General features: G+C 56.4%; 18 protein-coding genes. 12 read left to right on the forward strand and 6 right to left on the reverse strand.

From position 1 onward, the window contains the following. Positions 1-3: 3 nt before the first annotated feature. Complete coding sequence (locus HMPREF2857_RS05360) at positions 4-2,523, forward strand: DEAD/DEAH box helicase (RefSeq protein WP_141752734.1); 2,520 nt, start codon at positions 4-6, stop codon at positions 2,521-2,523. A gap of 77 nt (positions 2,524-2,600) precedes the next feature. Here HMPREF2857_RS05360 and HMPREF2857_RS05365 read toward each other — a convergent pair whose 3' ends face one another. Beyond that, entirely contained in the window at positions 2,601-3,533 is a 933-nt protein-coding gene (locus tag HMPREF2857_RS05365) for a hydrogen peroxide-inducible genes activator (protein ID WP_049193018.1), read from the reverse strand. A gap of 105 nt (positions 3,534-3,638) precedes the next feature. Here HMPREF2857_RS05365 and HMPREF2857_RS05370 point away from each other — a divergent pair, with 105 nt between their 5' ends. Then, on the forward strand, positions 3,639-4,235 hold the full coding sequence (locus HMPREF2857_RS05370) for a peroxiredoxin (protein ID WP_016422637.1): 597 nt from the start codon (positions 3,639-3,641) through the stop codon (positions 4,233-4,235). Positions 4,236-4,240: 5 nt separating this feature from the next. Next, a complete protein-coding gene (locus tag HMPREF2857_RS05375; RefSeq protein ID WP_016422636.1) occupies positions 4,241-4,765 on the forward strand; it encodes an alkylhydroperoxidase, AhpD family in 525 nt (174 codons plus the stop codon). Between the two features lie 126 nt (positions 4,766-4,891). On the opposite strand, the gene HMPREF2857_RS05380 is transcribed toward HMPREF2857_RS05375, so the two are convergent. Together HMPREF2857_RS05380 and HMPREF2857_RS05385 are read right to left on the reverse strand one after the other, a co-directional pair. Then, positions 4,892-6,109, reverse strand: coding sequence for an ABC transporter permease family protein (locus HMPREF2857_RS05380; protein ID WP_070643040.1), 1,218 nt, complete (start codon positions 6,107-6,109; stop codon positions 4,892-4,894). A gap of 142 nt (positions 6,110-6,251) precedes the next feature. Further along, a complete protein-coding gene (locus HMPREF2857_RS05385; RefSeq protein WP_070643042.1) occupies positions 6,252-8,354 on the reverse strand; it encodes a neutral/alkaline non-lysosomal ceramidase N-terminal domain-containing protein in 2,103 nt (700 codons plus the stop codon). A gap of 217 nt (positions 8,355-8,571) precedes the next feature. On the opposite strand from HMPREF2857_RS05385, the gene HMPREF2857_RS05390 reads away from it, so the two are divergent. The 3 genes from HMPREF2857_RS05390 to hrpA all read left to right on the forward strand — a co-directional run bounded on the left by HMPREF2857_RS05390 (position 8,572) and on the right by hrpA (position 15,182). Further along, a complete protein-coding gene (locus HMPREF2857_RS05390; RefSeq protein ID WP_070643044.1) occupies positions 8,572-10,074 on the forward strand; it encodes a DUF1846 domain-containing protein in 1,503 nt (500 codons plus the stop codon). Positions 10,075-10,135: 61 nt separating this feature from the next. Beyond that, complete coding sequence (locus tag HMPREF2857_RS05395) at positions 10,136-11,068, forward strand: oxygen-dependent tRNA uridine(34) hydroxylase TrhO (RefSeq protein WP_016422632.1); 933 nt, start codon at positions 10,136-10,138, stop codon at positions 11,066-11,068. Positions 11,069-11,162: 94 nt separating this feature from the next. Then, positions 11,163-15,182, forward strand: coding sequence for an ATP-dependent RNA helicase HrpA (gene hrpA, locus HMPREF2857_RS05400; protein WP_083310509.1), 4,020 nt, complete (start codon positions 11,163-11,165; stop codon positions 15,180-15,182). Here hrpA and nrdR read toward each other — a convergent pair. Beyond that, entirely contained in the window at positions 15,179-15,661 is a 483-nt protein-coding gene (nrdR, locus tag HMPREF2857_RS05405; RefSeq protein ID WP_070643054.1) for a transcriptional regulator NrdR, read from the reverse strand. The two genes, hrpA and nrdR, sit on opposite strands and share 4 nt — an antisense overlap. Positions 15,662-16,526: 865 nt before the next feature. On the opposite strand from nrdR, the gene lexA reads away from it, so the two are divergent. From lexA to HMPREF2857_RS05430, 5 genes are all read left to right on the forward strand, one after another. Next, positions 16,527-17,228: a transcriptional repressor LexA gene (lexA, locus tag HMPREF2857_RS05410; protein ID WP_016422629.1), complete on the forward strand. Its 702-nt coding sequence runs from the start codon at positions 16,527-16,529 to the stop codon at positions 17,226-17,228. A gap of 93 nt (positions 17,229-17,321) precedes the next feature. Beyond that, positions 17,322-18,101: a DeoR/GlpR family DNA-binding transcription regulator gene (locus HMPREF2857_RS05415; protein WP_016422628.1), complete on the forward strand. Its 780-nt coding sequence runs from the start codon at positions 17,322-17,324 to the stop codon at positions 18,099-18,101. After that, positions 18,098-19,069 (forward strand): 1-phosphofructokinase family hexose kinase, encoded by a 972-nt coding sequence (locus HMPREF2857_RS05420; protein ID WP_048733303.1) that lies wholly within the window; start codon positions 18,098-18,100, stop codon positions 19,067-19,069. The genes HMPREF2857_RS05415 and HMPREF2857_RS05420 overlap by 4 nt, the downstream gene beginning before the upstream one ends. Before the next feature lie 35 nt (positions 19,070-19,104). Next, positions 19,105-21,264, forward strand: coding sequence for a PTS fructose transporter subunit IIABC (locus tag HMPREF2857_RS05425; protein ID WP_070643046.1), 2,160 nt, complete (start codon positions 19,105-19,107; stop codon positions 21,262-21,264). Positions 21,265-21,404: 140 nt separating this feature from the next. Continuing rightward, on the forward strand, positions 21,405-21,677 hold the full coding sequence (locus HMPREF2857_RS05430) for an HPr family phosphocarrier protein (RefSeq protein ID WP_016422625.1): 273 nt from the start codon (positions 21,405-21,407) through the stop codon (positions 21,675-21,677). 93 nt (positions 21,678-21,770) lie between these two features. On the opposite strand, the gene HMPREF2857_RS05435 is transcribed toward HMPREF2857_RS05430, so the two are convergent. Continuing rightward, complete coding sequence (locus HMPREF2857_RS05435) at positions 21,771-23,114, reverse strand: uracil-xanthine permease family protein (RefSeq protein ID WP_224784238.1); 1,344 nt, start codon at positions 23,112-23,114, stop codon at positions 21,771-21,773. A 116-nt stretch (positions 23,115-23,230) separates the two neighbouring features. Further along, on the reverse strand, positions 23,231-24,838 hold the full coding sequence (gene hflX / locus HMPREF2857_RS05440; protein WP_070643048.1) for a GTPase HflX: 1,608 nt from the start codon (positions 24,836-24,838) through the stop codon (positions 23,231-23,233). A 222-nt stretch (positions 24,839-25,060) separates the two neighbouring features. Between hflX and HMPREF2857_RS11410 the strand changes: the two genes are divergently transcribed. Beyond that, positions 25,061-25,183 carry a hypothetical protein gene (locus tag HMPREF2857_RS11410; RefSeq protein ID WP_308813173.1) on the forward strand — a complete coding sequence of 41 codons (123 nt, stop codon included), beginning with the start codon at positions 25,061-25,063 and terminating at the stop codon, positions 25,181-25,183. The last annotated feature ends 2 nt before the right edge of the window (positions 25,184-25,185 follow it).

Consider the following 25,185-nt stretch of genomic DNA (forward strand, 5'->3'; position numbering starts at 1 on the left):
GAAATGCTTCCCGACCTAGCTGAGGTTCCAGAGTCCCTTTTCGACGATGCGATTATGGACTCGTTCATTGCCTGGACCAGGGATCAGGGCATCACGCTCTACCCGGCCCAGGAGGAGGCCGCTATTGGTCTCGCTGGTGGCGACCACGTCATCCTTGCCACTCCGACAGGGTCGGGCAAGTCCATGGTGGCTATTGCTGCCCACTTCTGCGCCCTCGCTCGTGGCCAGCGCAGCTTTTACACAGCGCCTATTAAGGCCTTGGTCAGCGAGAAGTTCTTTGCCCTCTGCGAGGTCTTTGGCGCTGAGAACGTCGGTATGATGACCGGCGATGCCACCGTCAACGGTGGTGCACCCATCATCTGCGCAACTGCGGAAATTGTCGCCTATATCGCCCTGCGCGACGGGGCCGACGCCGATATTGACCAGGTGGTAATGGATGAATTCCACTTCTATGCGGATCCCGATCGCGGGTGGGCATGGCAAGTGCCCTTGCTCGAGCTTTCCCGTTGCCAATTCCTGTTGATGTCCGCCACTCTCGGCGATACTCAAAAGTTTGAGACGGATTTGAAGGAACGCACGGGACTCGACGTCAACCTCGTTACAGGTACGACGCGCCCGGTACCGCTGGATTTCCACTATGTCTACACACCAGTTCATGACACGCTGGCGGAGTTGCTGGAATCCGGCAAAGCCCCAATCTACATCGTCTTTTTCTCCCAGCGCCAAGCAGCTGAACAGGCTCAGGCACTGACCGGTCTGAAGCTGCTGACGAAGGAGGAGAAGGAGCGGATTCGCGAAGAGATTGGCGATTTCCGGTTTACCACGGCCTTTGGTCGAGTTCTTTCCAAGTTGGTGCGCCAGGGCATTGGCGTCCACCATGCGGGAATGCTGCCGAAGTACCGTCGTTTGGTTGAGCGTCTCTCTCAGACTGGTCTGCTGAAGGTCATCTGTGGCACGGATACCCTCGGCGTCGGCATTAACGTGCCTATTCGCACGGTGCTGATTACCGGTTTGGCCAAGTTCGATGGCCGTCGTAGCCGTATTCTCAAGTCACGCGAGTTCCACCAGATCGCTGGACGCGCCGGCCGTGCTGGCTACGACACCGAGGGCACCGTAGTTGTCGAAGCACCTGAACACGAAATCGAAAACGCCAAGCTGCGGCGCCGTGCCGGCCAGGATGAGGCCAAACTGAAGAAGTTGCGGCTGAAGTCCGTTCCCAAGGGCGAAGTGACATGGTCGGAGAAGACCTTCGACAAAATCGTTTCTCAGCCACCGGAGCCGCTGACCAGCCGCTTTGCAGTTACCAACGGTATGTTGCTCAACGTCATTGCACGTGGTGGCGATACCTACGAACACATGCGTCATCTGCTGCGCACCAATCACGACACCCGCCACCAGCAAAATGAGGCTATTCTGACCGCAATTGAGCTCTACCGCGGTTTGGTCAACGCGGGAATCGTCGTCATGCATGGCGAGGGCGATGACTGCCGCCCCGAGCTGACAATGGAGCTGCAGCGTGACTTCGCGCTCAATCAGCCGCTGTCGCCTTTCGCCATCGCCGCGCTCGAACTGTTGGATAAGGACAGCCCGAACTACGCACTCGATGTCATCAGTGTGTTTGAGTCAATTCTGGAAGACCCTCGCCCACTGCTCATCGCGCAGCAGAAAAAGGCACGCGGTGAAGAAATCGCCGCGCTCAAGGCCGAGGGTGTTGATTACACCGAACGTATGAACATCGTCGAAGACATCACATGGCCGATGCCGCTTGCCGACGAGCTGGAGGGCGCATTCGACACCTATGCTCAAGGTCACCCGTGGGTGCGTGAGTTTTCGCTGTCGCCCAAGTCTGTGGTGCGCGAGATGGTGGAAAAGGCCATGACTTTCTCGGACGTGGTATCTGAGTATGGAATTGCCCGCTCTGAAGGTATTTTCCTGCGCTACCTCACCGATGCCTGGCGCACTTTGCGACACACTCTCCCTCCGGAAGCCGCTAACGAGGAACTCCGGGACATTGTGGAATGGCTCGGCGAGCTCGTTGTGCAGGTGGATAACTCCCTGGTGGATGAATGGGCGCAGATGGCCGATCCGGACAAGCCATTGGACGAGGAAACTCTCAAGGAAGCGGCTTTTGGCACCGACGAGTCGCGGCCCCTTACAGGCAACGAACGTGCATTTACCCGTATGGTGCGCAATCTCATGTTTCGCCACGTGCAGCTCTTTGCCTTTGAAAAGGAGGAGGAGCTGGCCGACCTGGACAACTACCTCGACGATGCGCCAGATTGGCCTGCCGCGATGGATGACTACTTCGATGAATACGATGACCTAGGGATCGATGCAAAGGCTCGCGGCGGCGATATGATTTCGATTGACCGCAAGGCTGGTGAGGGCCTATGGCATGTGATCCAGATACTCGATGACCCTGAGGGCGACCACGGCTGGCGCTTTGAAGCGGGCGTTGACTTGGCTGCATCTGATGAATACGGCGAGGTCAGGTTGGCATCGCTGCGAATTATTCAGGGATAAACGCGAAAAACCGGGCTGGAACTACCAGCCCGGTTTTGCTTATTTCATACGCTACTGCGGCATGCGCCAAGAGGGCTTTAGGCAACAGCGTCTATGTAGGCCTGCCGTACCAGTTCAGCAATTCGATTGAACTCGCCGCCGCGTACCGATGATGCGCGGTGAACCAGCCCAATGGTGCGTCCCGGCCGTGCCGGACCTTCGAATCGCGCAACAGCCAGGCCGGGACGGTCGGCCTCAATCTTGACAGCCGATTCCGGTACAAGCGACTGCCCCAACCCACCGGCAACACACTGCACGACGGTCGATAGAGAAGCCGCCCGTGTTTCCAAGCTGGAGGTCTCGCCGTGAACAGCATCGACCTTGCGACAGATATCCAACACTTGGTCGCGCAGGCAATGACCGTCGTCAAGCAGAAGCAAGTCCAAGTCTCTGATTGCCTCAAGCTTTACCTCTTCCTTACCTGCCAGCGGATGATCCTCTGGCACGACGATGTAGAACTCTTCGTCGTAGAGGTAGATCTCTTCAAAGGAAGGCACATCGGACGGCAGTGCCATGATGGCTGCATCAATGGTGCCGGAGCGAAGTGATTCGATGAGGCGCTCGGTCGGCTCTTCGACGATCCTAGGCTTTAGATCTGGCAGCTCGTCACGAACCAACTGGAGGAAGTTGGGCAGCACGTATGGAGCAACCGTAGGGATAACACCAATGGATAGTGGTCCGGACAAATCATCTGTACGGCCAGAGGCGCGAGCAACGATCTCGTCAACAATTTCAGATGCTTGGCGGGCATATGGAATCAGACCGCGACCGAGTGGCGTCACCAGCACTCGGCGAGTCGAACGCTCTACAAGCTGCACCCCCAGTCCCTGCTCAAGGGTGGAAAGCGCTTGTGACAGGCTGGGCTGTGAAATGCCGAGGCGGGCAGCGGCTTGACCGAAGTGACCGGTATCGGCAATCGCGACAAAGGCACGTAACTGAGGCAAAGTGGGCCGATAATCTCTATTACGCATACCTATAAGCCTACACGAGCTTATTAACTTTTTCCTCTTGACGGTTCGGGAATCCATAGGCATAATGGTGTGTGACCCCAAAAGGAATACATTCAGGAGGATTCCATGGCAATTTTGACTGTTGGCGACAAGTTCCCCGAGTTTTCTCTGACCGCTCTGAAGGGCGGCAACCTGCGTGATGCAAACGCTTCTTCTCCGGATGACTACTTCGAGCAGGTAACCAATGAGTCCTACGAGGGTAAGTGGAAGGTCGTCTTCTTCTACCCGAAGGACTTCACCTTTGTCTGCCCGACTGAGATTGCTGCATTCGGCAAGCTGAATGAGGAATTCGAGGACCGTGACACCGTTATTCTCGGTGGCTCTGGCGACAATGAGTTCTCCCACTTCAACTGGCGTGCAACCCACGAGGAACTGCTGGACATCCCGTTCCCGATGTTCTCCGACATCCGCCATGACCTGATGCGTGCACTCGGTGTCGAGAACGCTGACGGTGTTGCAGACCGCGCAACCTTCATCATTGACCCGGACGGCATCATTCAGTTCGTCTCCGTTACCCCGGACGCTGTCGGTCGTAACGTTGACGAGGTTCTGCGTGTTCTCGACGCTCTTCAGTCTGAAGAGGTCTGCGCATGTAACTGGCAGAAGAATGACCCGACCAAGAACATCGACAAGATGGACGTTCTGAAGCAGGAGCTGAAGTAACTCATATGAGCATCGATAACCTTCGTTCCGGTCTACCGGAGTACGCCAAGGACATGAAGCTGAACCTTGGCACTCTCACCCGTTCTACGGAACTCTCCGAGCAGCAGCTGTGGGGTACCCTGCTTGCATCCGCTGCTGCCACCCGCAACGAGACCGTTTTCTCCGAGATCGCCGAGGAAGCCAAGGAGCACCTGTCTGACGAGGCTTTCGAGTCTGCACTTGGTGCGGCCACCGTTATGGGCATGAACAACGTTGCTTACCGCACTCGCCACATGCTCGGTGATGACTACGCACAGGTCAAGTTCGGCCTGCGCATGAACATCATCTCCAATCCGGGTGTCGAGAAGGAAGACTTCGAGCTGTGGTCTCTGGCAGTTTCTGCCATCAACGGCTGTGAAGCTTGCGTGACTTCTCACGCAAAGGTCGTCCGCGATGCTGGTCTGACCAAGGAGCAGGTCTGGGAAGCTGTGAAGATTGCAGGCACCGTCTCTGGTGTTGCACAGGCTGTCTTCGCCGAGGCTACCCGCTAAATATTCGGAGCATAGGTTCGGCTTTTGATAGCCGAACGCTCCCCCGCAGAATTACCTGCTGACGAAATAGCGCCCGAGGAACCAATTTGTACCGGTTCCTTGGGCGCTTTTCTTGTTCGTTTTTGGCTACTGCTGTGGCGGGTAATAACCCGGATTCTCCTGGGCTTCATTGATAACCCGCCGGCCACCGATGAGCTGACGGTAGATGTGTACTTGCACTAGGAGAGCAAGCGGGACTGTGTACAACATACCGATATAGAAGAGCATTGCACCTGCGGAAGAAACAATCGACGTCAGAATGAATGCAACGAGCATCGTCCAATACTGAGGCTTCACCAAGCGCCATGCGACGACCGGAGCCTCAAGTGCTGTTGCTCGACCATCAAAAACAAGAAGCGGCATAGTCGCTGTGATTGGCATGATGAAGATGGACAGCACAAATACCAACAGGTAGCCGATGGGAATCATCGCAGCTGCAGCTTCACTGCCGTTGGCAGACAGGGATGCTCCAGCGATGAAGAGTGCCATCCCCGGAAGCATGGCGAGCAGCCCCACCAGGAACGTGACAATGTAGGCACCGATAAGAGATCCCCACCGGTTTACACGGAAGAAAGTACCGTAGCTCGGCACTCGCCCGTCGACAGCTTCGAATGCACCGCGCAGCATGAATGCCTGCATCGCGAACATGCCCACCGCAAATAGCAGTGCCATCGCGCCGAGAGTCGCGAACATCGACCCTAAATCCTCAAACGGAACATCGCCTGGATAGTTCGGCTCAAAGTCCGGATCGAAGTCACCAGATGCAAAGAGAATTGCCGCTGCGCCAACAATCAGGGCAACTAGTACGGCGAAGAACGTCAGCATGATGCCAAGCCAGGAAGCAAAATTGCTGTTTAGACTACGAAACGCCGCGGAAAAGGCACGTCCAATGTCGACCTTCGTCGACCCCTGTGCCACAGGCTTCACCGGCGGCTCATCGCCACCTGGCATGTTGACACCTGGAGCAAGCGCGCCGGCTGCAGGATTCCCACCTGCCGGTTGCTGCCAGTAGCTCGAGTCCGCACCATAGGGTTGCCCGGCATAACTATCGCGAGACTCGCCAGTACCGTAAGAAGGAATTTCGCCATAAGCCTGTTCACGGCCGTAAGCCTGATTCCACTCTGGCGAATCCTCTGGTCCACGCGGGCCATGTTGTGCGTCCGAATCGAACCCGTAAGGGTTGTAATCCTGCGAACCATCGTTGGGAAAACCGTGACTCTGGGAGTCATAGTTATTGGACTCATTGTCCCGGCTGCCGTCACCGTAAGGATCGTTGTTGCTATATGGATCGTTTGAGGTACTCATGAAGCAAATTGCTCCTGCCAAATTGACGGATACATACAAATAATGCGCACAACGGACTATACGTGAGACAAGCCCTTGATGAGTTTTTAAAGGCCGAAGTATAAGTCACATTATGCGCATGGACGTATTTAATTGGACGTTCTTACACGAGCTCCACCGCGGCGACTCCCTCGAATTCGTTCAGTGAATCACCGACACCCAACGCGCTACCACGCACGATGATGTCATACTTGCCCGGCGCGACTCCTGCGGTCTCCCAAGTGACCTTGGCGGTGGTATAAATACCGTCCTTGGCAAACTCAATGACAGTTGCTTGGTCCCAGTCGTCGGAAACAATCTCGCCGCGGTCATTCTTGATAAGTAGGTAGCCGTCTTCCAGTCGCAAGTCGTTATTCGGATTTGCCGCGACGAATTGGGCAACGGCCTTCTGCCCTACCGTGATGCTTGCAGTCGATTCGAGCACGTCACCAAAATTCTTGCCCATTGGTGCGGAATCGATAATCTTTCCTCCTGCTGGCGACGGCGGGATGATGCCAGTGAGATCACCTGCAGCACCACCCGGGTCGACAGCCATGCCGTCGGCAAGCGCGTGGGCGAGATCGTGATAGATGGAGATCATCGCACTGAGCGTGTACTTGCCGAAAGCCGTCGCGCCGCCCTCGTAGTCCTGCTGATCGTATTCCTCTGGGGTAACGACGTAGTGTCCATAGCTGTTGGTGTAGCCCTGGCAGATGACAGTGTCGATTGGAACGCCGAGGACTTCGGCGACGTGCTGACGCATGCGGTAACCCGACATCGTGGTGGGTTCAAGGCCGTTGGTGATCAAGGTGAAGCCACCGATGCGGGTGATGGAGAACATATGGGTCTGCTGGAGAAGACCATCGATGTAGCCCACTGGCAGCAGGCACTCTTTCTCACCCTGAATCTCCCCGATATTCTTCGGGAGTACGACGTTATTGAGCTGACGTACCCACGGTGTGCCTCCACGCTGACCCTCGTTGAAACCTAGGGCCGGTTCGCCGCCGCCGTCCTCCTGGCTACTGGCTGCGAAGGCCGCACCGAGGATTGCAGGTCCAGTGCGGTGTGGCTGGCCATCGGGCGTGAATTGGCCATCGATGTCGACATCGCCGAGGTTGACCCACTTGTGGACGGTGGAGATTCCGCCTCCTGGCAGTGCAATGGTCTGGCCTTGGGTAGCGTCAATCTGACGCTGCCCGAGAATGCGGGCGGACTCTGCTTCGTCTCCGTTGCCGGGACCCGAATTTGGCACGAGCCCCATGTTCGGGCTGATGTCACCCGGGCACGACATGGTAAATGCGGCGACAAAGGGGGCATCGGCCGGCTCACGGTGGGTAACCCCGCGGTCGACCTCGACCTTCCATGCTGCGTAGCCCTTGTTGTCGCCGTCGATGATGGTGTGCTCGGGGCCGAAGGTGGTCGGATGAATTCCATACCAGTTAATGAAGCCGACTTCGCGACCACCACGACTCACGTGCAGTGTATGGCTTTCCGGGTTGACTCCGTCGGGGAAAAGACGCTGTTCTTCCTCGGGGTTACGCCTGAATGCCTCCAGGGAGCGGTTAACACCCGCATCCTGGGCAATCCCCTTGGTCAGGTGGATAGTCGACGGCTGGTAATCAGCGTGTGCACGTTCAATAGCCTTGACCACACCGACGACTACAGCTTCGAAAGTGACGGGACGGAATCCGAGAGTAGTCAGGTCGACCATAAGATGGCCCGATGTACCACCCGGCGCGACATGCGTATGAGATGCGCAGATAAGCACGTTGCCCTCGTGGTAGAGGTCTCCGAAGAGAGCTCGCAGTCGCCGCAGAACTTCCATCTGGATGGACTGGAACATGAGCCCCATATCTGCGGTGACGTGGACGACACGGTTGTCGTTGTCATCACCGAAGATGAATGCACGCGCCATCTGGCGAAGACGCAGACCCGAGGTGGTCTGGTCCATGACCGCATACCCGTTCATGCCAGCGCCGAGTGGCTCGCCTGTCATGTCAGCCATTCCTCGACCGACATTCAAATTGGTGGTCGAATTCCCCGCGGCGGCAGAAGCCCCGTTTGCAGGAGCGGCGTTTGCCTTTGATGCACCATTTACGGCAGGCATCATACTCGCAGCTGACACGGCAGTTGCTCCGACGAGGAAGCCTCGCCTGCCCACTTGGTACGGGGCGCGTGCGGTTGGTTCTGCCGAATTCGACGATGATGCCATCTGGGGATCGAGCATGTCACATCCTCTTCATATTTCTTTTTGAATATCAATACATGGGAGATTAATCAGACAATCCCCTACGCGTGGCCTAATAAGCCAAAGTTCCCAAAATTCCCCCCCGCGACAGCAGTAACCGATACAACATTCGCAAGGCAGTATCACTACCATGGACACAGTAGAATTTCGCAAGCTTTAGCGCGCTCCCCGCAGACACAACTTCAGAAAGGGCACCATGGCTCAGGCTGTCGGTTTTAACCGCGAAAAGTACATCGAAATGCAATCCGCTCATATTAAGAAGCGGCGCGCAGACATCGCAGGTGAAGGCGGCAAGCTCTATCTCGAAATGGGCGGCAAGCTATTTGATGACATGCATGCCTCGCGCGTGCTCCCCGGCTTCACGCCTGACAATAAAATCGCTATGCTCGATCGCCTCAAAGACGATCTGGAAATCATGGTGTGCATCAATGCCAAGGATTTGGAACGCCACAAGGTCCGCGCTGACCTCGACATCACTTACGAAGACGATGTGCTGCGCCTCGTCGATGTCTTTCGTGAACGCGGGTTTCTAGTCGGCAGCGTCGTCGTCACGCAGCTTTCCGACGACAACACCCTGGCAAAGAACTTCATTGAGCGCCTACAGCGACTCGGATTGAGCGTCATCCGCCATCGCAATATCGAGGGCTACCCGACAAACACGGAGAAAATTGTCAGTGAAGCCGGCTTCGGGCTGAATGAATGGGCGCAAACGTCGCGGGACTTGGTCGTTGTTACAGCGCCGGGCCCGGGCTCTGGAAAGCTGGCGACCTGTCTATCGCAGATTTATCACGATCACAAACACGGAATTCGTTCCGGTTACGCAAAGTTTGAGACCTTCCCTATCTGGAACCTGGCACTCGAACACCCGGTAAATCTGGCCTACGAGGCGGCAACGGCTGATCTCGATGACATCAATCTCATCGACCCTTTTCATTTGGCCGCCTATGACACCAAGGTCACCAGCTATAACCGTGATGTCGAGGTCTTCCCACTGCTGCGCACTCTGTTGGAGAAGCTCGCGGGCGAGTCGCCGTACAAGTCACCGACCGACATGGGCGTCAATATGGCCGGTTACTGTATCGACGATGACGAAGTGTGCCGAGAGGCATCCAACCAGGAAATCGTTCGCCGTTACTACAAGGCTCTTGTCGACGAACACAAGAACAGCGCAGACGACGAAGTCTCGCAGCGCATTGCCATGATTATGAGCAAGGCCAACGTGTCGACAGCCGCCCGCCGAGTCGTCGCACCAGCGCTTGAAGTTGAGAAATCTACCGGGGCGCCGGGCAGCGCAATCGAATTGCACGATGGCACAATCATCACGGGCAAGACTTCTGAACTACTCGGATGCTCAGCAGCAATGCTCCTCAACGCTCTCAAGAAGCTCGCCAATATCGACCCGGACTTGCACTTGCTCTCCCCTGCTGCCATTGAGCCAATTCAAACGCTTAAGACGCATCACCTGGGCAGCCGCAACCCCCGCTTGCATACCGACGAGGTTCTTATCGCCCTTTCCGTGTCGGCGGCCACCAGCGACGATGCCCGCGCAGCCCTCGCCGAGCTGAAGAACCTTAGAAACTGCGATGTCCACACCACCACCATTCTGGGCAGCGTGGACGAAACAATTTTCCGCAACCTCGGTGTGCTAGTGACTTCGGAGCCTAAGTACCAGAAAAAGGCTCTCTATCAGAAGCACTAAGCCATATCAGCAGCTCACGCCGAAAATAGGATAACTGAGAGAGCAGACTAGAATAGTCCCCGTGAGCATCAGCAAGATTCTTCTGTACTACCAGTTCGCCCCACTGTCCGATCCGCGTGCCATCATGCTGTGGCAGCGCGATCTTTGCGAGTCGTTAGGGCTCAAGGGCCGCATTCTGGTGTCCGAGCACGGCATCAATGGCACCGTCGGCGGTGATCTCGATGCCTGCAAGAAGTACATCAAGAAAACCAAGCAGTACCCCGCTTTTCACTCCATGCAGTTCAAGTGGAGCGAAGGCGGCGCTGATGACTTTCCAAAACTCTCCGTCAGGGTTCGCGACGAAATCGTCGCTTTCGGTGCTCCGGGTGAGCTGAAAGTCGATGTCGATGGTGTCATTGGCGGCGGCACACATTTGAAGCCGGAAGAGGTCAATAAACTGGTCGAGGAACGCGGCGACGATGTCATCTTCTTCGATGGCCGCAACGCAATGGAAGCCGAGATTGGCAAGTTTAAAAACGCTGTCGTCCCGGACGTAAAGACCACGCACGACTTCATCGACGAACTGGAATCCGGTAAGTACGACTGGATGAAGGACAAGCCGGTTATCTCCTACTGCACCGGCGGCATCCGCTGCGAGATCCTCTCCGCACTTATGAAGAACCGCGGTTTCGAAGAGGTCTACCAAATCGACGGCGGTATTGTGCGCTACGGCGAAAAGTTTGGCAATAAGGGGCTGTGGGAAGGCTCCCTCTATGTCTTCGACAAGCGCATGCATATGGAGTTTGGCGATGGCATCGAAGACGAGGACTACGTACAGCTCGGGCACTGCGTCCACTGCGGCAAGCCCACAAACACCTTCCAGAACTGCATCAACGAAGATACCTGCCGTCGTCAGGTGCTTATTTGCGATGATTGCTGGGAGCACACCGAGACACAGCACTGTGGGCGCGAGGACTGCAAGGAAGTTGCCGAAGAGCTAGCAGCCGCAAAGTAGGACGCTTCCTGCTGCCATCGGACTATCTTGAGCACCTCTTAATCAGCACAGATGTGGGTTGTCTCCCCAGACGCGGCTAATCTAGTAGGCAACCATGAGTACTCCTAGCCGTTCTGATAAACCAGCTCCACGTGCCCAGTCGGGAAACCACCACTCCGGCCACCGCAATTCCGCCAGGCCACAGCGCTCTGGCAAACCTGCTAAGGACACGCGTAAAAAGGAGCTCTACCAGCTCGCTGATCAATTGCCGATTCGGGAGGCTCAGTCCTTCCGACGCCGGCTAAAGCGAGCATCCGCGCCGAAGGCGCTGTCTGCAATCTCTGCAGACCTCGACTTTGCGCTGGAGCGGTTAGAAGATCGTCGTAAAGCGATTCCTCGCATCACCTACCCTGCCCAGTTGCCGGTGTCCGCGCGCCGCGACGACATTGCAGAGGCAATTGAAAACAACCAGGTCGTCATTATTGCTGGTGAGACTGGCTCTGGTAAGACTACGCAGATCCCGAAGATATGCCTCGAACTGGGACGCGGCGTGCGGGGCAAGATTGGTCACACTCAGCCACGTCGTATTGCGGCGCGTTCCGTCGCGGAGCGCATCGCTCATGAGCTGGGCGAAAAGATTGGACAGCACGTCGGCTATGCAGTGCGTTTTGATGATCGCGTGAGCAAGGATACCTGCATCAAACTGATGACCGACGGTATCCTGCTGGCCGAAATTGGCCGCGACCGACTGCTACGCGAGTACGACACCATCATCATCGATGAGGCGCACGAGCGCAGCCTCAACATCGACTTCCTGCTGGGATATTTAAAGCATATTCTGCCGCAGCGTCCAGATCTGAAAATCATTATCACTTCCGCGACGATTGATCCGGAACGGTTCGCTCGTCATTTCGCGCCTGACGACGAGCACCCTGCGCCCATCATCGAGGTGTCGGGGCGTACCTACCCGGTGGAAATCCGCTATCGCCCGCTGGTGCGGACTGTTGTTGCGAAAAATGGGCAAGAAAAGGAAGTCGCCATTGAGCAGATCGATGGTGTTATCGCAGCGTGTGAAGAGCTCATGCGGCTTGGCGACGGCGATATCCTGGTGTTCTTTTCGGGTGAGCGAGAGATCCGAGAAGCCACCGAAGCCATCGAGGGCAAACACTGGAAAGGTGTAGAAGCCGTTCCACTATTCGGTCGGCTATCTAATGCAGAGCAGCATCGGATCTTCACTCCGCATTCCGGGCGTCGCATTGTGCTGGCGACCAACATTGCGGAAACGTCGCTGACGGTCCCTGGTATCGAGTATGTCGTCGATACTGGTACCGCACGCATTTCCCGCTACTCCACCCGCACGAAGGTGCAGCGCCTGCCAGTTGAGGACATCAGCCAGGCATCTGCGAATCAGCGCTCTGGACGCTGTGGCCGTGTAGCTGATGGTGTGGCGATTCGTCTCTACAGCGAAGAGGATTTTCTCTCGCGCCCCGAGTTTACGGATCCGGAGATTCTGCGCACCAATCTCGCTTCGGTTGTACTGCAAATGATCTCACTGCGGCTTGGCGCGATTGAGGACTTCCCCTTTGTCCAGCCACCAGAGCACAAAGCAATCCGCGATGGCATTAACCTGCTCACAGAGCTTCAGGCTATTACCACCACGTCGGGGTCTGATGCCCCCGAGCTGACGGACATCGGCCGACAAATTGCCCGTATCCCAGTTGACCCGCGTCTTGCCCGCATGCTGGTCGAAGGGTACGAGAACACCACTCTTGGGGCGGTAACCGTCATTGTCGCCGCTTTGTCTCTGCAGGATGTTCGCGAACGTCCACTGGAGTTCCAGGCTCAGGCAGATCAGCTACATGCCCGTTTTAAGGACACCACCAGCGACTTCAACTCCCTGCTGAAGCTCTGGGAATACCTGGAGGAAAAGCGCCGTGAGCTTAGCGGTAACCAGTTCCGCAAGATGTGCAAGCGCGAGTACCTCCACTATCTGCGCGTTCGCGAGTGGCAGGATTTGGTGCGTCAGCTCCACCAGGCAACGGCTGAGCTGGGCTGGCATCTTTCCGCCCGCAGCTCAACCAGTGGTGTCGACAATCCCGACGAGGTGGCAAAGTCGCTGTTACCGGGTCTGTTATCGATGATTGGTACGCGCGAGGGCGAGGGCAAGGAATTTACTGGCACCCGCAACACTAAGTTCCTCATTCACCCCTCGTCCGCGTTGGCAAAGAAGCCGCCTCGCTGGGTGATGGCTGCGGAAATCGTCGAGACCTCGCGCACTTTTGCGCGCAACGTCGGCACGATTCAGCCGCAGTGGGTAGAGAAGGTAGCCCCTCATCTGCTCAAGCACCAGTACTCAGAGCCTCACTGGTCGACTAAGCGCGGTGCAGCTATGGCTTACCAGAAGTCGACGCTCTACGGCGTGCCTGTGGTGGTTGATCGCCTGGTGCCTTATCACCGAGTCGATGCCGACGCCGCCCGCTCGATCTTCATTCGCTCTGCGCTTGTCGACGGCGAGTGGAACACACATCACGAGTTCTTCAAGAACAACCAGGCCAAACTTGCCGAAGCCGAGAAGATCGAGGAAAAGCAACGTTCCCGCGGCATTGTCGTGGATGACGACGTGCTCTACGCGTTCTACGACTCCAAGCTGCCCGCCTCTATCACCACGGCCACCAATTTTGACCGCTGGTGGAAGAAAACTAAGCCCAAGCAGCCAGATCTACTGGACTTTGATCCCAATAAGCTGCTCAACCCCGAAGCCGGCGACATCGACGACAACGCCTTCCCCGAAATGTGGCAGCAGGGCTCGGTCGATTTCTCTCTGTCCTATAAATTCGAACCGGGCGCCCCTGATGACGGTGTGACTCTACGTGTCCCCGTGCCTCTTCTTGCAGGTCTGCGTGAAGATGGCTTCGACTGGCAGGTACCAGGTCTTCGCGCTGAGCTCGCGGAAGCCTACATTCGCACTCTGCCGAAGGCACTGCGGAAGTCCGTTGTCCCCGCCCCGGATTTCGCACGCCGCGCGCTGGAGACGATGACTCCGTACTCAGGCCGCTTCGTCGATGTTTTTGCCGATGCTTTACGACGACTCGGAGGCTCGGGCATCAATGGTGCAGACTTTGCCCCTTTGAAACTGCCAGCACACTTGCGCTTTAACTACGCAGTGGTTGACCGCCATGGAAAGATCGTCGATCAGAGCCGGGATCTTGCTGCGCTTCGAGACAAGCATGCCTCGACGGTCTCAACTGCTGTGTCGAAACGTTCGAAGTCTGCAGCACGCGAAGCTGTGAAAAGGTGGACTTCAGAGAACTTGGGCGCCGTCTCAGAAACGGTCAAAAGTACTGTCGACGGTCAGTCCGTCACGATGTATCCGACGCTGGTGACCACCAAGGATGGCGTGGCCATTGAGGTCAAACCAACTAAGGCTCAGGCTGAGGCGACGTTGGCGACCACAAATTTGACAATGCTATTGCGGGATTGCCCAGTAAATAGTGCACAAATGACTAAGGGGCTTCCACTCCAGCAACGTGTTGGCGTGGACGCATGGCCACATGGGGGCGCCGATGGGCTTGTCGAGGACTGCCGTGTCGCAGTGATTCGCGACCGTATGATGGCTGCCGGTGGCCCGGTCCGCGATCCGAAGGAATTCGACAAACTACTCGAACACGTTCGTTCTGGAGTCGCCTCAGAGGTGCGCCAATTGGTCGTCGGCGTTGCCCAGGCAATGCCTCGTTATGTCTCGGTGGTGAATCAGCTAAACAAGTGGGAAGGCGATGCCATTGACGATATGCGTCGCCAGCTGGAGTTCATGTTCCATAAGGGCGCTGTGGCAAGGCACGGTTGGCAGCACCTACGACATTTGCCACGTTATCTCCAAGCGATGGAGATTCGGCTTGAGGAAATGAACCGTGACCCGGACCGTGATGCCGAACGTGAAGATGAGGTGACTGAGGCCCGCGAATACTTGGCGGCAAAGCTTCAGCAGCTGCCTAAGGCACGTTCGAATTCCGCGGAGGTACGGGATATTCAGTGGCTCATTCAAGAGCTGCGCGTCAGCCTTTTCGCACAACGGCTGGGTACCGCCCAGAGCGTATCCCTGACTCGAATAAAGAAACGTGTGGATAAACTGCGTTAGTTCTTCTTAACCTCGTTGCCATTATCCTGCGGTCCTTTCCCCTTGCGCATGCTGGCAATCTCTTGCGCGAAATCGTCCGCGGAGGAAAAGGACTTGTACACCGAAGCGAAGCGGAGATAGCCAACTTCGTCCAGTTCTTTGAGCGGCTCAAGGATGGCAAGGCCGATATCGTTTGAGTCCACCCGGGGCGTACCTTTCTCGCGGAGGCTCTCCTCCACTTTTTGTGCGAGCTTCTTCAGCTGAGACTCTGATACTTCACGCCCCTGGCACGCACGTCGAACACCCTGGATAACCTTTTCGCGGTTGAACTCCTCAGGGATTCCATCCCGTTTAACGACCATCAGCTGCGAGCGTTCAATCGTAGAAAAACGTTTACCGCAATTGAGGCATTCTCTCCGGCGACGAATCCCCATACCGTTATCTATTAACCGTGAGTCCAAGACTCGTGTCTGATCATGATGACAAAACTGGCAATACACAGTCTCCAGTCTACGTCCCACCCCAACGCCGGAAACCGGAATGATTATTGCGCAGAGTAGGAAGCGTACGTAGACGTAAAGGTGCTTTCGACTGCCTCATTTTGCCCTTGTTCAAAGACCATGCTGCCGAAAACTCCGAAGAAAGCACCAAGCCCTAGAGCCCATACTGCCATCAAACGAGTCAGGTTAGTGCCTGCGGATACATCACTACGATTGGACTGCTGCGCCCTGCTAACGGATAGAGACGGACGCCCGTAGTTGACCGAGACATGATTGGGCCGCGACCTGTCCCTTCGCATTCGCGCCGATGACACCCCGTTGCGATTGCGCTGTGCACTACGTGCACGCTGACCGGGCCGAACGATGTGCTGTGTGCAAGACGCACTACGTTCACCCCACACCAACGGGGCTTTCCGTGTCGTCCGAGCAGAGCGCTCAGAAACTTGAGAAAAGTCAATATCAGATGTGCTGCTAACACCTAGTGCGGTTGAAACCGTAGACATCATGTTTTCTCCCTTTCCAACGTTGACTCTCCCACCGTTGCCGGCCTGGAGAGAATAAGAGTTGTACGACCGTTTCCCGACGCTGTGGAGACTATGTCCAAGGGCGGATGCGGAGAATCCGTCTAGACCTTTTCATCAAACGACTGTTCGAGTAACTTGTCATGTTCGATTTATAACACCATGTTCGAATGTTGTCTACTGTTATCCGGATTTATTTTCGATTTTCGACATCGGCACTGCCTCCGAACACGCATAATGGACATCTTTTCCAAAGAATTCAAGGACGCACAGTGTTCGATGCTCGACGATTCGAACAGTTTTGAGTTATGATTCATTCGAAAGAGTTTGAGAAGGGATGTTCCATGGCTCAAAAGAAGAAAGCGAACCCTAAAACACTCACCGATCGGCAGCGTCGGATTCTTGACGTCATTTCGGATGCCGTCGTACTTCGCGGATACCCACCGAGCATTCGAGAAATTGGGGATGCTGTGGGCTTGAATTCCACCTCGTCGGTGGCATACCAACTCAAGGAGTTGGAGAAGAAGGGCTTTCTCCGCCGCGACCCACACAAACCCCGCGCGGTAAACGTAAGGGATTCGAAGTCCTCCGCTGGCACTTTCACTCCGGTAAAGCCTGGGCCAAAGGCTACTGGCACCACCCAAACTCCCGAGATGCCAGAGGACATGCCAGAGCCAATCTTCGTTCCTATCGTTGGACAGATTGCGGCTGGCAACCCTATTTTGGCGGAGCAGCATGTGGAAAGTCACATGGCACTTCCGATGGAGATTACGGGCTCTGGTCAGCTATACCTACTCAAGGTCGTGGGTGATTCCATGGTTGACGCGGGCATTCTCGACGGAGACTGGGTGGTAGTCCGTTCCCAAGACGTGGTCGAACAGGGAGATTTCGTTGCAGCCCTGTTTGAAGATGAAGCAACAGTCAAGGAATGGCACGAAGACGCTGCTGGCAAGTGGCTCATGCCCCATAATCGCGCATTTGACCCACTCCCTGCGGAGCACGCCAAGATCCTCGGCAAGATCGTCAGCGTCCTACGCAGCCTCTAATTTCCCACATTTTCGTTGCCCGAAACAGACATAAACGGGCATACTGGGAACAGATAGTAAAGCTGAAATTTCTTAACAGCTAAGGAGCGGGGAATGTACGCAGAGGAACGCCGCCGGAAGATTGCGTCTTTGACAGCAGTCGAAGGGCGCGTGACGGTCGCTGATCTTGCGGAGGCCTTCGATGTCACAGCAGAGACAATTCGTCGTGATCTAGCTCAGTTGGATGCAGAGGGCGCAGTTCACCGCGTACACGGTGGCGCTGTGGCTACTCGTTCTTTTCAGACTGTTGAGTTTTCAGTTGCCGCTCGAAAGAACGCGCAAAAGGACGCGAAGCTCTCTATTGCCCGCTGTGCTGCGGATTTTCTGCCTGACTCTGGTGGTGGAATTTTTCTCGATGCTGGAACTACCACCGAGGCTCTTGCAGAGCTGATGGTCCACTCCCCTGATAACCGCCGTTGGTCGGTTGTCACAAACTCTCTTCCCAACGCCATCACACTCGCAGGATCGAACCGCATTGAGCTTCAACTCCTTGGCGGCCAAGTTCGCGTCATTACTCAGGCGGTTGCTGGCGATACGGCACTCCGCACTCTCGCGGTTATGCGTGCCGATGTCGCTTTCATTGGTTCTAATGCCTTGACAATTGACCACGGTCTTTCTACTGCTGATCCGCAGGAAGCAGCGGTAAAGCGCGCGATGATCACGAATGCGCGCAAGGTCATCGTTATGGCGGACTCGACGAAACTTGGCCGCGACTTCCTCGTCAGCTTTGCAGCATTGGAAGATATCGACGTCGTGATTACAGATTCCTCTGCCCCGGAACAGTTCGTCAACGATCTCAGGGAGCAAGGTGTCGAGGTCGTGGTTGCTTCATGATCCTGACCTTGACTGTAAATCCGTCAATCGATCGACTTGCTCGACTCGATACGGAGCTCAAGCGAGGTGGCGTGTTCCGCCTACCAATGGCTGAGGACATGGCTGGTGGCAAGGGAATTAATGTGTCCAAGGCGTTGCACTACGCCGGAGAAAAGACGCTCGCGCTCTACCCGGCATCGGACTCCGGAAAATTCACGCGCCTGTTGGAAGTCTCTGGCATACCCCATGAAGCCATCAACACGACTAACGAAGCCCGCGTTAATCTCACACTCGCAGAGCCAGATGGGACGACCACCAAGCTCAATTCCCCTGGCATGACATTGACGAAAGCACACCGTAGGCGTGTCCTGGAGAAGCTTATCCACCATGCTAAACACGCCACGTGGGTAGTTTTCGCAGGTTCATTGCCCCCTGGTGTCCCCAGGGATTTTTACGTTCAATGCACCGAGGCGGTGTATTCGGTCAACCCGAATATTCGTGTTGCTATGGATACGAGCGACGGCCCACTGACTGAGGTCGTTCGCGCATTTCCAAAGGTGCGACCTTTTCTGATGAAGCCGAACGCCTACGAACTTGGTCAAATCATTGATCAGGACGGCGAAGAACTTGAGGCCGCTGCAGCCGAAGGGAACTATCTTCCCGTAGCGCAGGCTGCTCGTGCGCTGAACGAGCTTGGCGTTTCCGAAGTCCTGGCCACTCTCGGCGAAGCAGGGGCGGTGCTTTCAGTGAAGTCAGGCGGTTGTTTCGCTGCTACCTCCCCCTCGATAGTCGCTCAGTCGACGGTCGGTGCTGGAGACTGTGCTTTGGCCGGCTACGTTATGTCCCGCGAACGCGGTGATAGCTACCAAGATGCACTAACCACCGCCGTAGCTTATGGGGCGGCTGCAACCAGTCTTCCCGGTACGACCATCCCCTATCCAGAACAGGTTCACCCCGAGGCCGGCCGGTTATGGCAGCTCGACGCTTAGCTTTTCGATGCCTAGATAAGGAGCATTAGAAAACCATGTCTTCTTCGGCAGATTTTTCCGCTATTGCATTAGACCTAGCCGATGAGTCGACAGTGTTCCTTGACCTAGATATCGGTCCGCAAAAGGAGAAGATCCTTACCTACCTGATCGCTAAAGCTGTAGAGACCGGCCGCGCCACTGACAGCAACGGCATCGTCGCAGCAGCCCTCGAACGCGAAGAGAAGTCCCCGACAGGTCTGCCGGGCGGGATAGCGATCCCCCACTGCCGCCATGAGGACTGGTCGAAGCCGACCCTGATGTTTGCCCGCTTAACCAGCGTTACGGAATTTACCACACCAGACGGGCCAGCGGACCTGCTCTTTTTCATCGGTGTCCCATCTACTAACAGCGATGTCCACGTCGACATTCTGGCCGCACTCGCAAAGGCACTTCGCGATAAGGGGTTTCGCGCAGCTCTTCGCGGTGCTGAAAGCGATGAAGAGGCCGCCCGAATCATTAGCGAGCACATCACCAAAGCGCCTCGTCGGAAAGCGAAAAAACCTCCGACGAAGACCAATATCGTCGCCATCACAGCCTGCCCCACGGGCATCGCTCACACTTATTTGGCAGCCGAAGCGCTCACGGGCGCGGCTGAGAGCATGGCTGATGTAACGCTAACTGTAGAGACGCAGGGCTCGGCAGGAACCCAGGAAGCCCCCGCAGAGGCAATTGCCCGGGCCGACGTGCTAGTAATCGCAGCCGATATTGGGGTTACGGGGCTTAAGCGCTTCAGCGATAAACCACAGGTCAAAGTGCCAATTCGTAAGGCAGTCAATGAACCTACTGCGGTTATTGAACAAGCGAAGGCAAAAGCAGAACAATCACGGGTTCGCGCCTACGACCGAAAGGCGCCGCAACCTAAGGATGACCACGACAAGGAGGCCGGTCCGCAAACCGGTACTACCGGCGCGGACCCTTCATCTGAGAGGGTACAAGCAACTACGAAGGTGGGGGCACATAAATCATCGTTAGGCGGTGACAAAGCCTTCGGACACTGGGTTCGTGATGCCATTATGACCGGTGTCAGCTATATGGTGCCGTTCGTGGCCGCATCGGGGTTGTTGATTGCGCTGGGATTCCTCGTCGGCGGTCATCAGGTTGGTGTAGTAGCTGACGCCGTGACTAGGGATTTGCGGCTGCCGGAGATTATCGGACTCGATGCCCCGATTGCTGTGCCGACAAAAGATCTCGGCACCGTACTAATTGATCGTAGTGGGCTGTGGCTGTATCTCGGCTCGGCGCTTTTTGCCATTGGCAACCACGGCATGCAGGTCATTGTGGCTGTAATGAGTGCTTATATCGCCTTTGGCATGGCTGGCAGAGCCGGCATTGCACCAGGCTTTATTGGCGGTGCCATCGCGGTCACGGTTGGCGCCGGCTTCCTTGGGGGCCTGGTGACAGGCATCCTGGCGGGACTAGTTGTAGCCCTACTGTTGAGGATGAAAGTCCCGGACTGGCTGCGACCGCTGATGCCGGTTGTCGTGATTCCTATGCTCGGCGCTATGTCCGTTGGGCTCACCATGTACCTGCTGCTCGGGATGCCGCTGGCGTGGCTGATGACGGCTCTGCAGCAGTGGCTGCAATCACTGGATACGACGGCGGCGTTCCTGTTCGGTGGTCTTCTCGGCGCAATGATGTGCGTGGATATGGGCGGAATGATCAACAAGGCTGCTTATCTTTTTGCCGTCGCAAACATCGCCTCAGCAGATCCCGCATCATGGAAGGTCATGGCCGCTGTGATGGCGGCGGGCATGGTACCTCCATTGGCTACATCTCTGGCAGTTGTGCTCCGACCAAAGCTGTTCAGTTCGGCGGAGCGTCAAAACGGCAAAGCGGGCTGGGTGCTCGGTGCGGCCTTCATTTCAGAGGGAGTAATTCCCTTCGCCGCCGCAGATCCGCTACGTGTGATTCCGTCGATTGTGATTGGCGGTGCCGTCACCGGTGGCACCTCAATGGCTTTGGGTGCGGCCACACGTGTTCCGCACGGAGGTATTTTTGTGCTGTTTGCAATCGACAACCCTGTCGCATGGCTTACTGCAATCGTCTTGGGCAGCATAGTGGCAGCAATTCTCGTTGTGGCAGCTAAAAGCCTGTGGCCGCGGCAAGTCAGCACCGATAATCAAAGCCTAGAAGCAGACGTTTCAGCGGAAGCGTAGTTTTTACCGCACCGGCTGGTTCATCCCAACGAGCATTTCTACGATTTTCAGCAAACATTCCCCAACCCATCCGGGCAACCTATTAAGCTCAGAAATGGCATCGAGGAAATCGAGAAGCAGAAAGGCAGGATGCCGCTCGCATGGTTACTCAACATGTCCACGTCGGCTCCAAGGTGGGTATTCATGCCCGCCCTGCAACGGTCATCGCTGAGCGTGCCTCCCGTTTTCAGGAAGAAATTCTGGTCGAGCTCCTTGACTCAGACGAGCCCGACAACGAACCGGCCGATGCTTCATCCTCGTTGATGCTCATGGCACTCGGTGCCGAATTCGGCGATGAAGTCACTGTGACCAGTAGCAACGCGGTTGCGGTAGAGAAAATCGCCGAACTCATCGCCCAAGATCTGAGCGATTAAAAAGCAAAAGAGCTTAACGACGAAACATCGTGGCAACGGTCACGTGGTTCCGTCGTTAAGCATTCGTGCGAGATTCTGCCCTGGACGGGTGGCCTACGAGCGGTTCTCGCCGATGCGGTTGTAGAGCCAATTCAAAATTGGATAGCCGATAATAATGCCGACCGACCCCCAAGCAATGCCCTCCAGCGTCAGCGAACCAATGTCGAGGGTGAGGTTACCGATACCCGCGATCAGCGCGGTGGCGGCAGCGGTGAGATTAACCGGGTTGTTGAAGTCGACCTTTTCGTCCATCCAGATGCGCACACCGAGCAAACCGATCAGGCCGTAGAGCACCATCGTTGCCCCACCGAGCACGCCGGTAGGAATGGTCAAGATGAGTGCGCCGAACTTTGGAATGAAAGCCAGTGCAATGGCGGTGAAAGCTGCCACCCAGTAAGCTGCGGTCGAATAGACACGGGTAGCGGCCATAACACCGATATTTTCAGCGTAGGTAGTGGTACCAGAACCACCAGCTGAACCGGCGATGGTGGTGGCTAGACCGTCTGCAATAAGAGCATCGCCAGCGATGTCATCGAGGTTTCGGCCGGTCATGGCAGCAACAGCCTTGACGTGACCGACATTCTCTGCGATGAGTACTACGATGACGGGCAGACCAATCAGCATCGCATTGAAGTGGAACTCCGGCGCGTGGAATGCGGGCAGACCAATCCAGGCGGCATTGCCGACAGTTTCTGTAGCCTCGGGCGAGAGATTTCCAGTGGCAGCGGCGAAGACCCAGCCGATTAGTACGCCGATAAGGACACCCAGACGGCTGACCATACCGCGGCCAGCGACGGTTGCGAAGACAATGGATGCCATCGTGACAAATGCGACCAACGGCTGAGTGGCGAAGTTCTCCGTGGCGGCAGGCGCCAGGTTAAGTCCGATGAGAGCGACGATGGCACCGGTTACTGCAGGTGGCATCACTGCATCGAGGACACGCTTGCCGGCGAACTTTACAACGCAGCCAACGAGCATGAGCGCGATGCCGGCGCAGAGCACGACACCGAGCTGAACACCAATACCCTGCGCCTGTGTCGCGGTCAGTGGTGCGATGAAGGCAAACGACGAGCCCAGGTAAGAGGGCAAGCGGTTTCGGGTGATTAGCAGGAAGACAATCGTGCCGATACCCGAGAACAGCAGTGTGGTGTTGACTGGAAAGCCGGTCAACAGCGGCACCAGAAGAGTTGCACCGAACATGGCAATGACGTGCTGTGCGCCGATGCCAATCGTGCGAGGCCAATCGAGGCGTTCGTTGGGAGCCACCACGGCTCCCGGTGCAATCTTTCGACCGTCACCGTGAATATCCCAACCGAAAAGACGGCCACGTTCGGCGTTTTCAGCAGGCGGATTTGCGGAGGTTCCCTGTCGGGTCTCCGCGTCAGAAGTTGAATTCATGGTTGTAATGCTAGTGGATGCCCACCGCAGATCACGTCACGGATACCGCCTTAACCCCAGGGCGGCCGGAGTTCTTTGCCGCTCTCCCTATTCCAACTCCGCTCGCCCTATTCCGACTAGGCGTCGTTGCTACTATCCTCATCCGCATCCGCCGTGAAGTCAGCATCTGCTGCAGGTTCGATGCGGTACGCCGACAGTTCATCCGCGAGACTAGTGGGCAATCGCACATCCATCTGGGTGCCTTGCTCTGTCCATGTCTCCGACAGCACGGTCGCATCTTCGTGGAGCATGGAGACAATATTGCCCTTGTCATAGGGGATCAACATGTGAACGTGCGACTCCAGCTCATTGAGTGCAAGCTCGAGTCGGGTCTCCAGTTCACCGATCCCCTCACCCGTTCGCGCAGAGACAAAGACCGCATCATCGAGCTGGTGGCGCAGTTGTGCCAGGGTAATGCCATCGGCCTTGTCCACCTTGTTGACTACCAACAGCTCGGGCGGAATCTCGGCCTTTTCTTCCTCCGCGATTTCGTTGATGACTTTGTTGACAGCCTTAATCTGCTCCAGCGGGAATGGGTCAGAGGAGTCTACGACGTGCATGATGACGTCGGCTTCAAGTACCTCTTCCAAGGTCGAGCGAAAAGCTTCAATGAGCTGCGTCGGCAAGTGGCGAACAAATCCGACCGTATCGGTCATAATCACCGTGCGACCGTCGCGAAGCTTGGTGCGACGAGTCGTCGGGTCCAGCGTGGCAAACAGCGCATCTTCCACCAGCACACCGGCACCTGTCAGTGCGTTGAGCAACGAAGACTTACCCGCGTTGGTGTAGCCGACAATTGCCACGCGCGGCAGGTGTCCAGCCTTACGACGTGCGCGCTTGATCTCACGCGCAGTCTTCATGCCAGCCAATTCCTTGCGAATCCGCGCCATATCTTGGCGTAGCCGCTGACGATCGGTTTCGATCTTAGTTTCACCCGGACCACGCAGACCCACGCCGCCGTTGGAGCCCGCGCGACCACCAGCCTGACGCGATAGGTTGCCGCCCCAGCCGCGCAGACGCGTGTACAGGTACTGCATTTGTGCCAGCGAGACCTGAGCCTTGCCCTCCTTGGACTTCGCGTGCTGAGCAAAGATATCCAGAATCAGCATGGTGCGGTCAATTACCTTGGCATCAAGCCGGTCCTCCAGCGCCACCAATTGGCCGGGAGACAGCTCACCGTCGCAAATAACTGTATCTGCGCCGGTAGAGGCGACAATATCGCGAAGCTCGTTGAGCTTGCCGGATCCCACGTAAGTACCAGGGTCCGGCTTATCGCGACGCTGCAGCACCATCTCTAAAACTTCCGAACCTGCAGTCTCTGCCAGTGCGGCGAGCTCCTCCATCGCCACTTCGGCTTCCTGAAGGGTCCCGGATGTCCAGACACCGAGCAACACAACGCGCTCCAGTCGGAGCTGACGGTACTCGACCATCACCTCTTCGGATTCAGTATGTGCTACTGACCTGGTCAGCCGGCGCAGTGAGGAACGCGCCTCCAAATCCAAATCACCGACGGTAGGTTCCCTTTGCGTGCCGACGTTCGTTGCGAACGCATCCCCGGAGGCACTATCGGCGTTCTCGCCAGCATCATTAGCGTCGATGAAAAAATCGTCCATCTCGTGCGAGGTGCGAGCTTGCTGCGACGTTTCGTCGCTGACCTCATCAAAGTTGTTGGAAAAATTCGTCATACTAGCTGCTATTGTCGCATGACAAGCCAAATTCTCCGCATTGTGCACGGAGAATACCGAGCCGAAGCTCAAGACTTAGGCTGCAGAAGGTGGCCTGCGTGTCAGAACCAGCGCGACCGGACCACTGTTAGAACTACCACCAGTACACGTACCGCTGTCGGACATCCCGCAGTTGGAACAACCTCCGCCTGGGCACATGCCACCGAGGGATTCCCGTCGCAATTGGCCGGTGTGTTCCATGCGGTCAAGGATGAGGTCTACCGTTGCTCGCTGGAGGCCGGTGATTTCGCAGATTTTGCGTCGGGAGCTAATGCCCTGCGCGATTGCATCCTGAACGGCTTCTGAAG

The organism is Corynebacterium sp. HMSC076C10 (assembly GCF_001812455.1).
Taxonomy (GTDB): domain Bacteria; phylum Actinomycetota; class Actinomycetes; order Mycobacteriales; family Mycobacteriaceae; genus Corynebacterium; species Corynebacterium jeikeium_D.

Bases quoted from the DNA above. Each gene is read 5' to 3' on its own strand.
- HMPREF2857_RS05360 (WP_141752734.1), top strand. From the start codon at position 4: ATGCTTCCCGACCTAGCTGAGGTTCCAGAGTCCCTTTTCGACGATGCG.
- HMPREF2857_RS05365 (WP_049193018.1), bottom strand. From the start codon at position 3,533: ATGCGTAATAGAGATTATCGGCCCACTTTGCCTCAGTTACGTGCCTTT.
- HMPREF2857_RS05370 (WP_016422637.1), top strand. From the start codon at position 3,639: ATGGCAATTTTGACTGTTGGCGACAAGTTCCCCGAGTTTTCTCTGACC.
- HMPREF2857_RS05375 (WP_016422636.1), top strand. From the start codon at position 4,241: ATGAGCATCGATAACCTTCGTTCCGGTCTACCGGAGTACGCCAAGGAC.
- HMPREF2857_RS05380 (WP_070643040.1), bottom strand. From the start codon at position 6,109: ATGAGTACCTCAAACGATCCATATAGCAACAACGATCCTTACGGTGAC.
- HMPREF2857_RS05385 (WP_070643042.1), bottom strand. From the start codon at position 8,354: ATGCTCGATCCCCAGATGGCATCATCGTCGAATTCGGCAGAACCAACC.
- HMPREF2857_RS05390 (WP_070643044.1), top strand. From the start codon at position 8,572: ATGGCTCAGGCTGTCGGTTTTAACCGCGAAAAGTACATCGAAATGCAA.
- hrpA (WP_083310509.1), top strand. From the start codon at position 11,163: ATGAGTACTCCTAGCCGTTCTGATAAACCAGCTCCACGTGCCCAGTCG.
- lexA (WP_016422629.1), top strand. From the start codon at position 16,527: ATGGCTCAAAAGAAGAAAGCGAACCCTAAAACACTCACCGATCGGCAG.
- HMPREF2857_RS05415 (WP_016422628.1), top strand. From the start codon at position 17,322: ATGTACGCAGAGGAACGCCGCCGGAAGATTGCGTCTTTGACAGCAGTC.
- HMPREF2857_RS05420 (WP_048733303.1), top strand. From the start codon at position 18,098: ATGATCCTGACCTTGACTGTAAATCCGTCAATCGATCGACTTGCTCGA.
- HMPREF2857_RS05425 (WP_070643046.1), top strand. From the start codon at position 19,105: ATGTCTTCTTCGGCAGATTTTTCCGCTATTGCATTAGACCTAGCCGAT.
- HMPREF2857_RS05430 (WP_016422625.1), top strand. From the start codon at position 21,405: ATGGTTACTCAACATGTCCACGTCGGCTCCAAGGTGGGTATTCATGCC.
- HMPREF2857_RS05435 (WP_224784238.1), bottom strand. From the start codon at position 23,114: ATGAATTCAACTTCTGACGCGGAGACCCGACAGGGAACCTCCGCAAAT.
- hflX (WP_070643048.1), bottom strand. From the start codon at position 24,838: ATGACGAATTTTTCCAACAACTTTGATGAGGTCAGCGACGAAACGTCG.